The sequence below is a fragment of the Brevundimonas sp. genome, assembly GCF_030656255.1.
Taxonomy (GTDB): Bacteria; Pseudomonadota; Alphaproteobacteria; order Caulobacterales; family Caulobacteraceae; genus Brevundimonas.
Genome location: NZ_JAUSOE010000047.1, coordinates 16,484 through 29,788, shown reverse-complemented (window position 1 = coordinate 29,788; position 13,305 = coordinate 16,484). Strand labels below are relative to the sequence as shown.

Here is a 13,305-nt window from a genome sequence, read left to right as displayed (position 1 = left end):
GCCGGGTCGAGGCGGTGCTGAACGCCCAGCCCGGCCTGACCCTGCTGCTCGATCCGACCGGCCGCGCCGTCGCCGCCTGGGGAACTCCGCCGCCGTCGGTCTCCATCGACGCCCTGGTGGACCAGGGCCTGATCGCCGCCGTCCACGCCCCCGACCGCCCCGCCGTCGCCGCCGCCCTTCAGCGGGCCGCCGCCGGCCAGACGGCCGAGGTCCTGTTCAGCCCGCGCCTTGCCCTGGACCGTCGGGTCGTCATGATCCTGCGGCGGTTCGATCACGGCCACGAGTCTGGAGGCGCATCTGGGGGCGACCCGCCGCGCCTGATCGCCCAGGCCTTCGACGGCACCGCCCAGTTCGCCCGTGAACTGGGCCTGGAGAGCGCCCGCGCCGAGGCCGAGGCCCAGAGCGCCGGCAAGACCCGCTTCCTGGCCAATATGAGCCACGAACTGCGCACCCCGCTGAACGCCGTGATCGGTTTCGCCGACATCATGCGCGAGCGCCTGTTCGGCCCCCTGCCCGACCGTTACGCCGGCTACGCCGACGCCATCCATCAGGCCGGCGGCCATCTGCTGGACCTGATCAACGACGTGCTGGACCTGTCGAAGATCGAGGCCGAACGCTACGAGCTGGCGCTTGAGTCCCTGGACGCGCGCGACCCCGTCTCGGCCGCCGTCGCCCTGGTCCGCGTCCAGGCCGACGACAAGGGGGTCGATCTGGCGCCGGTCCTGCCGTCCATTCCCCTGATGGTCCAGGCGGACGCCCGCGCCCTGAAGCAGATGGCGCTGAACCTGTTGTCGAATGCGGTCAAATTCACCCCGACCGGCGGGTCCGTCACCCTGACCCTGGACGGGGTCGGCCCCTATCTGGAGCTGATCGTGTCGGACACCGGCGTCGGCGTCGCGCCGGAGGATCTGCAACGGATCGGCCGGCCGTTCGAACAGGCCGGGGGCGCCGACCAGAAGGCCCAGGGCACGGGCCTGGGCCTGTCGCTGGTCCGCTCCCTGACCGAACTGCACGGCGGCCGGATGAGCATCGACAGCACCCTGGGCGAAGGCACGGCCGTGATGGTGCGCCTGCCGGTCATTCCGATCGAGGCGGTCGAGACGCAGGACGAGACGCCGGTCGAAGACCTCGTCAAACCCTGACCGCCTAGGTCTGGCCCATCGACAGGAAGGCGCGGCCGGCGGCGAAGTCGCCGGTCTCGAAGGTCGAGCGGGCCACGCTGCCGTCGCGGAACAGGAATTCCACCGTGAAGATCTCGCGCGGATCCAGGGCCGACAGAGCGTCGGCCGCCGAGGCCGGGAAGATCCACATCTGGCCCGCCTCTCGCCCCTCGACCAGCAGACCGGCGTCCGCCGCCGACACGCCCGAGGCCCAGACGACGCGACGCTGGGTCTGGGGCGGCAGTTCGCGCGCCAGCCAGGGCCGGGGCGCCACCGTCGCGTCGCGCATGACGATCCGCACCCCGGTCGGCCGGGACCGCCCGTGCCAGGACACCACGGCCGCCAGCTGGTCCGGCCGGTCCATGCCGCCGACCATGCCGAACCGCACCGGCGAGGCGCCGGTCCGCGTCGCCTGCATCAACCGCCAGGTGGGCCGGGCGTAGGCGGCGCGATCCGCGCTCCAGCCCGCCCTCTCGCCGGGGAAGTTCATGCGCGCCGTCCGCGACCAGCCGGCGAAGGCGTTCTGGACCCGGCCGCTGACCGTCTTCAGATCGGGCGAGTCGCAGCGGGTCGTCGCGGCCCGCGCCCGCGCCCGCGCAGCCGTCTCAGCCAGGTCGCGGTCATTGCCGCCCGCCCGCAGGGCCGCACCCCGCGCCTGCCAGGCGGCGGCGGTCAGGGCGGCCGTCAGTTGGGGTTGGAACAGGCCGCAGCGGGCGTTGGCCGCCAGGACGAAGCTGCGCTCATAATATCGGTCGGCCGGGGCCGCGCCCGCCATGCCCGGACCCGCCGCAACCGGGGCGGCGATCAGCGCGGCGGCGATCAGGGCTTGGGTTCGCCGGGAAGAAGAGCCTATCCTCATGACCCGACCTTGGCACGTCCCGCCTTTGGGTCGGGTTTCCGGACAGGGTTAGCGAATTGCTTCTATCCAGCGACCTGTGGGTCAGCGCCCTGATCCGCCGCGCCGAGATCGAGGGCGCCTATGCGACCGTGGTCAAGAAGGGCGACGAACGCGCCGGCTCGGTCATCGTCAAGGCCTATGACACCTCGACCCGCACGGCCAAACTCTACACCGAGGCCTTCGGGACCGACGGCGAACGCCTGTGGATTCAGCCCGTATCCAGCGACAGCGAGTCCGAACTGGACGCCTACATCGCCCGCCAGCGCGGCTATGACCCCGACCTTTGGGTCGTCGAGATCGAAGACCGCCAGGGCCGGCACTTCATCACCGAGAAGGTGCAGGGGTAGGCTTCACCTCCCCGCGCGCGAAGGCGCGCGGGGAGGACAGGTCGCGCTTGCGACCAGGAGGGGGCGACTCCGACAGGGGTGATGACCGATCCAGCTTCTGACACCGAGTCGCCCCCTCCTGGCGTCGCTCCGCGCCGCCTGTCCTCCCCGTCGGCCTTCGCCGACGGGGAGGTGAGCGCCCCTACTTCCGCCCGTCGAACGCCGCCCGCGCCGTCTCGATGCGGTCGATGTTCGTCTCGGCCCAGGTCCACACCCCGCAAAACGCCTCGGCCAGGGTGAAGCCCAGGTCGGTCAGGCGGTATTCGACCTTGGGCGGGATCACCGGATGGACCGTGCGCACCACCAGGCCGTCGCGCTCCATCTGACGCAGGGTCTGGGTCAGCATCTTCTGGCTGATGCCGCCCACCAATTCGCCGACGCGGGTGAAACGGGTGTCGCCGTGTTCGGCCAGGACCTCGAGGATCAGCATGGTCCACTTGTCCGCGACCCGGCCGATCACCTCGTTGACCAGGGCCTCGACGCGCGGATCGGCGACCTCGCCGGTCTCGGGGTGTGAAATTCTTGCGGGCGGAACGGCCGTCATATCCATTTCTTTCTTCTCGGTAAGTATGGCGGTTTTTGGTGCCTACTTTTCAGCAGAGAGTGATCCACTTACCTCGTCTTCACCGCTCACGCATCCCCTGAAGGAGACGACCATGAACATCACCGGCCAAACCATCCTGATCACCGGCGGCGGCACCGGCATCGGCCGCGCCCTGGCCGAGGCCCTGCACGCGCGCGGCGCCCAGGTCATCATCACCGGCCGCCGCGAAGACGTGCTGAAAGACACCGTCGCCGCCAACCCGGGCATGGCCTGGGCCGCCCTGGACGTCGCGGACGCCGAGGCGATCCCGGCCTTCGCCGCCCGGCTGGTCAAGGATCACCCCGGCCTGAACGCCGTCATCCACAACGCCGGCATCATGAAGGTCGAGGACTTGAAGGCCCAGCCGTTCGACTTGGCCACCGTGGACGCCACCATCGCCACCAATCTGCTGGGCCCGATCCGGCTGACGGCCGCCCTGCTGCCCCATCTGCAGGCCCAGCCGACTGCGACCATCATGACGGTGACGTCCGGCCTGGCCTTCGTGCCGCTGGCGGCGACCCCGACCTATAACGCCACCAAGGCGGGGCTGCATTCCTGGACCGAGTCCCTGCGCCATCAGCTGCGCGACACGGCGATCGAGGTGCTGGAACTGGCCCCGCCCGGCGTCGCCACCGACCTGATGCCGGGGCATGCGGAGAACCCCAACTCCATGCCCCTGGCCGACTATACGGCCGAGGTGATCGGCCTGATCGAGCGCGGAGATACGCCGCGCGGCGAAATCCTGGTCGAACGGGTCAAGCCGCTGCGCTTCGCCGAGGCGAACGGCTACGAAGCCGTGTTCGAGATGCTGAACGGCTGAGGCCGGAAGGCGACTTCTCCCTCCCCCTGCGGGGGAGGGGGGCGGAGGCGTAGCCGAAGCCGGGTGGGAAGGGCCGGGCGACCGAGCGCTTTCGACAGACCCGTGCGACTTCGCCTTGCCGCCCCCACCCCGTCGCTGGCGCGACGCCCCTCCCCCGCGGGGGGAGGGAGAGGTCTGACTATCCCCCCACCGTGATCTCCATCGGTCGGGACATGAACAGGCGCGGCCCGCCGATATCCAGCACCAGCCGCCGGTCCTCGAACGCCCCCATGCCGATCAGCGCCTTGGGGAACCCCGGCACCGGCACGTCGTCGTAGATGGCCACCTCCGCATTTCGATACAGTTCGTCGCCGAACGTCAGCGTACGGACATTCACCGTTTCCGCCCGCACCGTCCCGCCCAGGACGATGCTGCGCCCCGGCGTCCGTTCGCGCCCGTCCAGCAGGCCTGCCGCCTGGGCCGTCTCGCGCGTCACGGCCAGCAGGGCCGAGGCGCCGGTGTCGATCACGGCATCCACCGTCGCCCCCTCGACCGTGATCGCGGCCTGAAGCGCCCGGCCCGCCCGCGTCACGGCGACCGGGGCCAGGTCCGGCGTCGGCGCCCACCCCTCGCGCTTCAGGAACCGCATCCGGCGGCCGGTCGTGTCCAGTTCCAGCACCAGTTCGCGCAGCACGTCCTGGCCCAGGATCAGCGAGGCGCCCAGACCCTGATCCCCGGACAGCGGCCCCAGATCCAGGATGGCCGCCCGCAGACCGTTCAGCCGCAGCCGCCCGACCGTCGCCTCCAGGGTCGCGCCGCGCCCCACCTGGGCCTCGCCGCCGACGCCGTAGGCCACCATCGGGATGTTGAACAGGTTGGTCAGGCCCAGGGTCTGGACCAGCGACCGGTCGATCACCGAATACTGGGCCCCGGAATCGACCAGGGCCCGCAGCGGAGTTCCATTGACCGTCACCGCGACGGTCGGGGTGACGGCGCGGCGCTCGGCGTAGTCCAGCCAGCCGGACGATCCGTCCGCCGGAAACCCGACGCCGGGCGCCTTCCACAGTACATGGTCGCGCAGCCACCAGGCCCCGCCCACGCCCCCGGCGATCAGGCCCAGCCGGATCAGAAGATCGCGTCGTCTCATCCCCCAGACATGGACCGTCGCGCCGCCGGACGCCAGCGGGGACGATGGTCGCAGGGGCGCACGCGCGAACCCGGCCGGCATGAATTTGTCGCACAACCGCACCTTCGCCGCCCACCCGACAATTTCCTCCCCCGAACGACCAGAAACCGGGTGACGCCGCCGCCCCGGCTGGTTACGACCAGAGCCATCATGACGACCTCCAGCGCCCGTTACGTCTCGACCCGCGGCCAAGCCCCCGAGACCGACTTCACCGACGCCCTGCTGCGCGGCATCGCCCCCGACGGCGGCCTCTATATGCCGACCGCCTGGCCCACGCTGTCGCCCTCCGCCTGGGACGGCGCCGCCGACTACAAGTCCATCGCGCTTCAAGCGATTAGCCCCTTTATCGGCGACGCCCTGCCCGCCGGCGCCCTGGACCGTGCGCTGGACCGGCTGACCGCCGGGTTCGACCATCCGGCGGTGACGCCCCTGGTCGAGCTGGAGCCCGGTCTGTTCGTGCTGGAGCTGTTCCACGGCCCGACCGCCGCCTTCAAGGACCTGGCGATGCAACTGGTCGCCGCCCTGACGGACGAGGCCCTGGCGGCGTCCGGCGAGCGTCTGACTATCCTGACCGCCACCTCGGGCGACACGGGCGCAGCCGCCGTCCGCGCCTTCGCCGGCGCCAAATCCGTCGATCTGGTCGTCCTGCATCCGCAGGACCGGGTCTCGCCGGTGCAGCGCCGCCAGATGACGACGGTCGAGGCGGACAATGTGCTGAACCTGGCCGTGCGCGGCGACTTCGACGACTGTCAGCGTCTGGTGAAGGGGCTGCTGGCCGAGGAGTCCCTGCGCGAACGCGGCCGTCTGTCCTCGGTCAATTCGATCAACTGGGCGCGGCTGGCGGGCCAGATCCCCTATTATGTCTCGGCCACGGCCCAGCTGGGCGGCCCGGCAACCTTCGTCGTCCCCACCGGCAATTTCGGCGACGCCTTCGCCGGCATCGCCGCCACGAAAATGGGCCTGCCGTCCAACGGCTTCGTCGCCGCGGTGAACCAGAACGACGCCCTGGCCCGCGCCATCAACGACGGCGTCTATTCGCGCCGTCCTGCGGTCGAAAGCGGCAGCGTCTCCATGGACGTCCAGGCCCCGTCAAACTTCGAACGCCTGGTCTATGAGGCCACCGGCCGCGACGGCGACCGCACCCGCGCCGTGTTCGAAACCTTCGCCCGCGACGGCGCCGTGGCCTTCGATCCGGATCTGCTGGCCGTCCTGCGCGCCGCCGTCTCGGCCGTCTCAATCGACGAGATGGAGACCCGCGCCGAAATCGCCCACGCCCAGGAAACCTGGGGCCGCGTCGTCTGCCCGCATACAGCTGTTGCGCTGGCCGCCGCGCGGCGCGTGGACCGGTCGAAGGGGCCGGTCGTCGCCCTGTCCACCGCCCACCCGTCCAAGTTCGGGGCCTTTGTTTCAGGCGTGCTGGGCGACGAGCCCGAGCCCGCCCCGGTCATCGCCGCCCTGGGCGACAAGCCGGAACGGATGACGGTGGTGGAGGCGGATTTGTCGGCGGTCTTGGGCCTTATTGCGCGGTAGTCGGCGCGGGCGTGGAGACCGCTCGAGTCAGTCGGGATAGGCCATAGTTAAGGCCGCACTTCACATCGTACTGGCGCGCCAAAGACAGGATGGGCCGCCAGTCCCAGGCCTTGAACTCTTCGTCGTCTGCGCGCTTCAAGAGGTCCTTCGACGCCTCCTCTCGCCCCTGCCAGATGGCGGTGTAGATAAGGCTGAACTCGCGCCCTCCGAACACGCTGTCCTCAAGCGTGCGTCGCGATGACTGCGCCAAAGTCGATCCCGCGGAGAACCAGTTCGCACTGGCGTTGGGCGAGGCCACCCCGCCGATGGCGCCCAGCGCCAGACCGACGATGTCCAGACTGCTTCGCGTCGCATTGCGATCGATAGAGACTGCGGTCAGATAACGGTCGCATCGGAGATCGGACTCGGCCACAAGCGCATAGACGAGTTGCTTGCCTCGCGTATCCATATTCCATCCAGTTCGATCACTTCGGCCGTGCCAGAGATCGTCCATCAGGCCTTCGGCTTCCTGGTGCTGCGCTGACGTGACTACGTCGGCCCCCAAGGCCTGACCTGCTCCGCCCGCGCCCAGCGGCGCGTCTTTGTCGATCATCTTAAATGTAGAACAGCCGCTCGCCCCCATAAGGCAGACAACGGCCGCAACACTCACAATGTATCGGATCATAGCAGTCTCCCCCTTTTGAGGGAGACTGCTTCAACAATCACACGTTGTCAAACCGCTGTTATGTGAACTCAGCGACGCCCACCGCGCGTCAGCATGCCCATGAGCAGCAAGCCCACGCCCGCCACCGACAGCGTCGTCACCAGCGGCCGCTTGCGCGCCTCGCCGGCCACGGCGCGGGCCTTGTCGCGATAATCAGCGGGAGCCTTCTCGACCAGGCGGTCAACGGCGTCCATCGCCTTGCCGAACTGGTCCAGCGACCGGCCCTTGGCGTCGTTCAGCGCGCCCTCGACCTGCAGCTTCTGGTCGCCGACCAGCTTGCCGAAACCCTTTTGCGCCTTGCCGGCCGCCTGGTGGGCGGCGCCGTCGATGCGTTCGTCGGTCATGTCTCTCGTCCTCGGGGAGTACGGCCCTGATGGCCGCGTGACGGTGAAAATCCTGGCGCGCGCTTCCGTTCCAGCGACAAGGCGGCGCAGGCCTTCTCTCCCCCTGCGGGGGAGGGAGAGGTTTTCAGACTGTCTCCAGCGCCCGCCAGTGGTCCATGCGGCGCAGGAAGACCGCCGGGTCCTTGGGCGTCACCAGTTTGGACGGGTCGTGGAAGATGCGGTCGTGCAGGCGGGTGACGGTGAACCGCAGGGCCGCCGCCTCGCCCAGACGGGGCAGGGCCGCGCGTTCAGCGTCGGTCAACGGCCGCACCGCCTCGTAGCCGCGCTGGAAGGCGGCCAGGGCGTCGGGCATGGGTCGGCCCTCGGCGTCGAAGCCCCAGGCGGAAAGGGCGATGGCCAGGTCGTAGACCAGGGGCCCGGTGCAGCCGAAATAGAAGTCGATCACCGCCGACACCGCGCCGTCTTCGAACAGGATGTTGTCGGGGAAATAGTCGGCGTGAATGGCCCCAACCGGCAGATCATCCGCAAACGGATCGTCCAGCCGCGCCAGCGCTGCCTCGACCTGGTCCAGCAGCACTCGGTCCTCGCCCGAGGCGCCCGCCGCGCACCGGTCCGCCAGCCGCCGCCACATCGCCGGACCGACCGGATTGTCGCGCCGCCCGGCGAAGCTGGACGCCGTTTGGTGCAGCCGCGCCAGCACCGCCCCTGCCGCCGCCTGATCGGCCTCCGACGGGGTGCGCAGCCAGGCGCCGGTCTTCCATTCGATCACCGCCGCCGCCCGGCCGTTCACCCGGCCCAGCCAGCCGCCCGCCCGGTCCTCGATCGGCGTCGGACAGGGAAAGCCTCGCCCCGCCAGATGGGCCGTCAGCCCCAGGCAGAAGGGCAGCGACGCCTCGTCCGTCCGGGCCTCGAACAGGGTCAGGACGAAGCGGCGCCGGGCCGAGCCTTGCCGGGTCTCCAGCCGGTAGTTGGTGTTCTCCACCCCCTCGGCGATGGCGGTCAACTCGACCACCTCGCCCAGGTCGTAGCCGGCCAGGAATCGCCTGGCCTCGTCCAGCGACACGGGGGTGAAGACGGCCATGGCCTAGTTCAGGCCCGCATCGGCGCGGCGCGCACGCACGATCTCGGCCAGGTCGGCCATGATGCTCTCGGTCGTGGACCAGCGGCCCGCGCCACGGCCCCGGCAGCGCCACACCCGGCCGTCGGCGCCATAGACCTTCAGGGCGTTGCCCTCGCCGCGCAGGCTGGAGAACAGCGGGTCGCCGTGTTCGGCCGTCAGCTTGACCGAGGGCGTGATGACCCCGTCCTTCATATGGGCGGCGCCGATCTGGCGCACCCCGCCTTCGGCCGATGTGGCGGGGGTCAGGTGGTCGCGCGGAACCTCGCCGTCGGGCGAACGGCCGAAGGCTTCGTGGCACAGCAGCCGCACCTTGGCGGCGGCGTCCAGACCCTCCAGGTCCGCCGACGGATCCTCCTCGGCGAACCCGGCCGCCCGGGCGTCGGCCAGGGCCTCGGAAAAGGCCGCGCCGTCGCCCAGCCGTTCGAGCATGAAGTTGACCGTGCCGTTCAGCACCGCCTCGAACCCGACCACATCGCCGGCGGCGCGGGCCGCCCGCACCGTCTCGATCATCGGCGAACCGCCCCCGACCGAGGCCGACCAGAAGATCCGGCGGCCATGGGCTTTCGCCAGGTCCTGCAAGCCGCCGGGATCGCGGCTGACCGCCTGCTTGTTGGCGCTGGCCACGTCGCAGCCGGCCTCCAGCGCGGCGCGGATGACCGCATGGCCCGCCTCGCCTTCCGACAGGGCCTCCAGCACGATGTCCGGCTTCTTGGCCCAGAGGACGGCCGGATCGGCGGTGAACAGGGACTGCGGACAGGCCACGTCGCGGACCTTCTTCGGGTCGCGCACCAGCACCCCGACCACGTCATAGCGCGGATCGCTGAGCAGCCGGGCCAGGACTCCGCCGCCCACCACGCCGCAGCCCGCGACCGCCACCTTCAGCGGCGGCAGGGCCGGGGCCGGTCCGGGGGGCGCCGACTTCTTGCCGATGACGGTGCCGTCGGCCCGGTCCAGGGCCGCGACCTCGATCTCCACGCCCCGGCTCTCGCCCAGGTCGATGGCGTCGTGCTGGACCAGGGCGCCGCCCAGTTTGCGCGCCACGTCCCAGGACGCGCGGCGATAGCGCAAGGCCGGGGCCGTCCGGTCGTTCGGATCATGGTCGTAGAGGCCGTCGACATCCTTCACCAACCGCACGGTCTTCAGGCCCAGCTCGGCCGCCAGGAAGACCGCCGTCAGGTCCGATCCGCCCCGGCCCAGCAGGGCCACCCGCCCGTCCGGCCGCACGGCGCCGAAGCCCGGCACCACCACCACCTCGTGCCGGTCCAGCGCCTGTTTCAGATGGTCGGGCCGCAGGCCGCAGGGGCGCGAATGCTCAGGCTCGCCCTCGGCCACGATGCCCAGTTCGCGCACCGACAGGGCGCAGGCGTCCAGGCCGATCCGGTCGCAGGCGATGGCCACCAGGGCCGCCGACTTCTCCTCGCCCAGGGCCACATAGCCGGGCAGCAGATCGTTGGAATGGGACAGGCCCAGCGCCCGCGCCTCGCCCAGCAGCCGGTCGGTCGCCCCGCCGAAGGCCGAGACCACCGCCACCACCTTCCGCCCCGCCCGCACATGGCCATAGACGGCGGAGGCCACCAGGGGCGCCTCGGCCGGGCTGCGCAGGATGGACGACCCGAACTTCAGCACCACCACTTCGGTAGCAAGCTGACTGCTGGGATCGGGATTCTCGGATTTCTCTACGACGGCGAGGGTGGGGGACATTGGGGTTTCTCGGGATGTTCGAAGGGGGTGGGGGGTGAAAAAGAAAAACCCCGCCAGGCGGACCGGGCGGGGTTCGGGTTCTGCGGTTGCCGGGGTTCGGCGCGCTAAACTCGTCCCGCCCGTAAGGGCATGGTGGTGGTGGTGCCGGTGGTGCCGCCAATAATCGAGCCGCCGAGGGTCATGCCGAGACGCGTCGCGGCGAGGCCGGCGACGGTCGAAACTTCGGCGATGATCAGGCGCTGTTGCACAGGGCTGGTCCGGTTCAAATCTGAGCCTAGGGTGCTTGGATCAACCCCGCAGTGTCAAGCCGCATTGGATGATTTTTTCACGACAACGCGCTTTTGGTCCGTTTCAGACCTATTCGAACCGCGCCGTACGTCCCGTAGGGTCGAATTTTTCGCTTGACCGGCGCCGTAGCTTTGATCAACGTAAAGTCACTCATCAAGACCGGCTGAGGGATTAGGCCCTTTGACGCCGGGGCAACCATCGGGTTTCACGACCCGAAACGGTGCCAACTCCTGCGGGGTCCTTCGGGGTCGCGAGAGATGAGTGGAGCATCGGTCGAGTCGACGCTCCACGATCTGTCACCGCATCGAGCCTTGCTGAGGCGAGACCGATGCGGAAAACGATAGATGACCCTGGCTGAAACATCCCTGCTTGAAGACCCCGCCTGTCGGCCCGCGCCGTCGGCTGCGCCCGTTCGTGAACGCGGCGGCGCCCGCGACGTCATCGTCTCCATTCCCGCCGACTTCCGCCTGGCATCGGGCGAAAAACTGAACCAGCCCAATATCGTGGGCCGCATCCACGGCCGCGCCGGCGCCCCCGTCGTCGTCGTCGCCGGCGGGATTTCGGCCGGACGGTTCGTGCACCGCACCGAGACCAACGGCCTGGGCTGGTGGTCCGGCGCCGTGTCGGTGCGCGGCCCCATCGACCTGAGCCGGTTCCAGGTTCTGGCCGTCGATTTCGCGCCCGGCGCGGAGTTTTCCGACACCCCCGTCACCATCACCACCCACGACCAGGCGCGTCTGCTGGCCCTGGTGCTGAACCATCTGAAGATCGAGCGGGTCGCGGCCTTCGTCGGCTGTTCCTACGGCGGCATGGTCGGCCTGGCCTTTGCTGAACTGTATCCCGACTGGGCCGAGCAGTTGATCGTCGTCTCGGCCGCCCACCGCGCCCACCCCCAGGCCACCGCCTGGCGCGGCATCCAGCGCCGCATCCTTCAGTTCGCCGTCGCCGCCGGCCGCCCCGAGGAAGGCGTCGCCTTGGCCCGCGAACTGGCCATGACCACCTATCGCACGGCCGAAGAGTTCAATGACCGGTTCGAGACCACCGCGCCCGACGCCGTCGGCGGCGCCTATCCCGTTTGCGATTATCTGACGGCGCGGGGCCAGGCCTACCGCACCCACACCACCCCGGCGCGCTGGCTGTCGATGTCCGATTCTCTGGACCGGCACAGCGTGACGCCCGAGGCCATCACCACCCCCGTCACCCTGATCGGCTTCACCTCCGACCGGCTGGTGCCGATCGACGACATCCGCGAACTGGCCGCGCGGTTGCCGACCCTGTGGCGCTTCGTTGAAGCCCCCTCCCTGTATGGCCACGACGCCTTTCTAAAGGAGGACGCCTTCGTCGGCGACATCCTCCGCGCCGCTTTCAAGGACATCAAAGCATGACTGCCCGCCGCCCTGCCGACCCGCACACCATCGCCGCCCGCACGGGCGTGGATACGGACACGGCCCACGGCGCAGTCATGCCGCCGCTGTATCTGTCGTCCAACTATTCCTTCGCCGGCTTCGAGCAGAAGCGGAAGTACGACTACAGCCGCTCGGGCAATCCCACGCGCGATGTCCTGGCCGAGACCCTGGCCGAGTTGGAGAGCGGCGCGGGCTGCGTCATCACCGCAACCGGCATGGCGGCGGTCGATCTGCCCCTGGCCCTGCTGGAGCCGGGCGACCTGCTGATCGCCCCGCACGACTGTTACGGCGGCACCTGTCGCCTGCTGAACGCCCGCGCCAAGAAGGGCCATTTCGACCTGCTGCTGGTCGATCAGGGCGATCCGGAAGCCTTCGAAGCCGCCCTGGCGCTGAAGCCCAAACTGGTGCTGGTCGAGACCCCGTCCAACCCCCTGCTGCGACTGGTGGACGTGGCCGACATCTGCGCCCGCGCCCATGCGGCCGGGGCCAAGGTGGTGTGCGACAACACCTTCCTGTCGCCGGCGCTGCAGAACCCGATCAAGCTGGGCGCCGACTTCGTCGTCCACTCGACCACCAAGTTCATCAACGGCCACTCCGACGTGGTCGGCGGCGCCGTTATCTCGGCCGACGCCGAGGATCACCAGACCCTGGCCTGGTGGGCCAACTGCACCGGCGTGACCGGCTCGCCCTTCGACGCCTACCTGACCCTGCGCGGGGTCCGGACCCTGTTCGCCCGTATCGAGCGGCAACAGGCCACAGCGGGCAAGATCGCCGAACGGCTGGCCGCCCACCCGGCGGTCAAGGTGGTCCACTATCCCGGCCTGGCGTCCCACCCCAACCACGCCCTGGTCGCCGCGCAACAGGCGGGCCCGGGCGCCATGCTCAGCTTCGAGCTGGAAGGCGGGACCGAGGCCGTGCGTAACCTGGTCGAGGCGCTGGAGATCTTCACCCTGGCGGAATCCCTGGGCGGTGTCGAAAGCCTGATCGCCCACCCCGCCACCATGACCCATGCCGCCATGACCCCGGAGCAACGCGCCACGGCCGGCATAAGCGACGGCCTGGTGCGGCTGTCGGTCGGGCTGGAGCATGTCGAGGACCTGATCGCCGACCTCTTCCCCGCCCTGGACGCCGTGATCCCGGCCAAGGCCGAGGCCGCCTGATTTTTTGCTTGCAGAGGGGGCCGAACCGGGGCAAATGCGCC

General features: G+C 69.9%; 14 protein-coding genes and 1 riboswitch. Of the genes, 6 read left to right on the top strand and 8 right to left on the bottom strand.

Annotated features, from left to right (window positions below; translation table 11 throughout):
* On the top strand, nucleotides 1-1,142 hold a 1,142-nt coding region (locus Q7J26_RS05155), incomplete at its 5' end, for a HAMP domain-containing sensor histidine kinase (RefSeq protein ID WP_304935428.1).
* 4 nt (nucleotides 1,143-1,146) lie between these two features.
* On the opposite strand, the gene Q7J26_RS05150 is transcribed toward Q7J26_RS05155, so the two are convergent.
* On the bottom strand, nucleotides 1,147-2,019 hold the full coding sequence (locus tag Q7J26_RS05150; RefSeq protein WP_304935427.1) for a hypothetical protein: 873 nt from the start codon (nucleotides 2,017-2,019) through the stop codon (nucleotides 1,147-1,149).
* Nucleotides 2,020-2,075: 56 nt separating this feature from the next.
* Here Q7J26_RS05150 and Q7J26_RS05145 point away from each other — a divergent pair, with 56 nt between their 5' ends.
* Complete coding sequence (locus tag Q7J26_RS05145; protein WP_304935426.1) at nucleotides 2,076-2,405, top strand: DUF1491 family protein; 330 nt, start codon at nucleotides 2,076-2,078, stop codon at nucleotides 2,403-2,405.
* Nucleotides 2,406-2,586: 181 nt separating this feature from the next.
* Here Q7J26_RS05145 and Q7J26_RS05140 read toward each other — a convergent pair whose 3' ends face one another.
* Nucleotides 2,587-2,988, bottom strand: a complete 402-nt coding sequence (locus Q7J26_RS05140; RefSeq protein ID WP_304935425.1) for a helix-turn-helix domain-containing protein — start codon at nucleotides 2,986-2,988, stop codon at nucleotides 2,587-2,589.
* Nucleotides 2,989-3,100: 112 nt separating this feature from the next.
* Here Q7J26_RS05140 and Q7J26_RS05135 point away from each other — a divergent pair, with 112 nt between their 5' ends.
* Complete coding sequence (locus Q7J26_RS05135) at nucleotides 3,101-3,847, top strand: SDR family oxidoreductase (protein WP_304935424.1); 747 nt, start codon at nucleotides 3,101-3,103, stop codon at nucleotides 3,845-3,847.
* A gap of 178 nt (nucleotides 3,848-4,025) precedes the next feature.
* Here the strand turns inward: Q7J26_RS05135 and Q7J26_RS05130 are convergent, their stop codons facing one another.
* Nucleotides 4,026-4,973 (bottom strand): retropepsin-like aspartic protease, encoded by a 948-nt coding sequence (locus Q7J26_RS05130; RefSeq protein ID WP_304935423.1) that lies wholly within the window; start codon nucleotides 4,971-4,973, stop codon nucleotides 4,026-4,028.
* Between the two features lie 189 nt (nucleotides 4,974-5,162).
* Between Q7J26_RS05130 and thrC the strand changes: the two genes are divergently transcribed.
* Nucleotides 5,163-6,542 carry a threonine synthase gene (thrC, locus tag Q7J26_RS05125; protein ID WP_304935422.1) on the top strand — a complete coding sequence of 460 codons (1,380 nt, stop codon included), beginning with the start codon at nucleotides 5,163-5,165 and terminating at the stop codon, nucleotides 6,540-6,542.
* On the opposite strand, the gene Q7J26_RS05120 is transcribed toward thrC, so the two are convergent.
* The 5 genes from Q7J26_RS05120 to Q7J26_RS05100 all read right to left on the bottom strand — a co-directional run bounded on the left by Q7J26_RS05120 (nucleotide 6,529) and on the right by Q7J26_RS05100 (nucleotide 10,658).
* Entirely contained in the window at nucleotides 6,529-7,206 is a 678-nt protein-coding gene (locus tag Q7J26_RS05120) for a hypothetical protein (RefSeq protein WP_304935421.1), read from the bottom strand. The two genes, thrC and Q7J26_RS05120, sit on opposite strands and share 14 nt — an antisense overlap.
* Nucleotides 7,207-7,274: 68 nt before the next feature.
* Nucleotides 7,275-7,589, bottom strand: a complete 315-nt coding sequence (locus Q7J26_RS05115; RefSeq protein ID WP_304935420.1) for a CsbD family protein — start codon at nucleotides 7,587-7,589, stop codon at nucleotides 7,275-7,277.
* 124 nt (nucleotides 7,590-7,713) lie between these two features.
* Nucleotides 7,714-8,670: a homoserine kinase gene (thrB, locus tag Q7J26_RS05110; RefSeq protein WP_304935419.1), complete on the bottom strand. Its 957-nt coding sequence runs from the start codon at nucleotides 8,668-8,670 to the stop codon at nucleotides 7,714-7,716.
* A 3-nt stretch (nucleotides 8,671-8,673) separates the two neighbouring features.
* Complete coding sequence (locus Q7J26_RS05105; RefSeq protein ID WP_304935418.1) at nucleotides 8,674-10,410, bottom strand: homoserine dehydrogenase; 1,737 nt, start codon at nucleotides 10,408-10,410, stop codon at nucleotides 8,674-8,676.
* Nucleotides 10,411-10,514: 104 nt separating this feature from the next.
* Nucleotides 10,515-10,658, bottom strand: coding sequence for a hypothetical protein (locus tag Q7J26_RS05100; protein ID WP_304935417.1), 144 nt, complete (start codon nucleotides 10,656-10,658; stop codon nucleotides 10,515-10,517).
* A gap of 187 nt (nucleotides 10,659-10,845) precedes the next feature.
* Nucleotides 10,846-10,962: riboswitch (SAM riboswitch) on the top strand.
* Between the two features lie 80 nt (nucleotides 10,963-11,042).
* On the opposite strand from Q7J26_RS05100, the gene Q7J26_RS05095 reads away from it, so the two are divergent.
* A complete protein-coding gene (locus Q7J26_RS05095; protein ID WP_304935416.1) occupies nucleotides 11,043-12,083 on the top strand; it encodes a homoserine O-succinyltransferase in 1,041 nt (346 codons plus the stop codon).
* Complete coding sequence (gene metB, locus Q7J26_RS05090) at nucleotides 12,080-13,264, top strand: cystathionine gamma-synthase (RefSeq protein ID WP_304935415.1); 1,185 nt, start codon at nucleotides 12,080-12,082, stop codon at nucleotides 13,262-13,264. The genes Q7J26_RS05095 and metB overlap by 4 nt, the downstream gene beginning before the upstream one ends.
* Nucleotides 13,265-13,305: the final 41 nt, after the last annotated feature.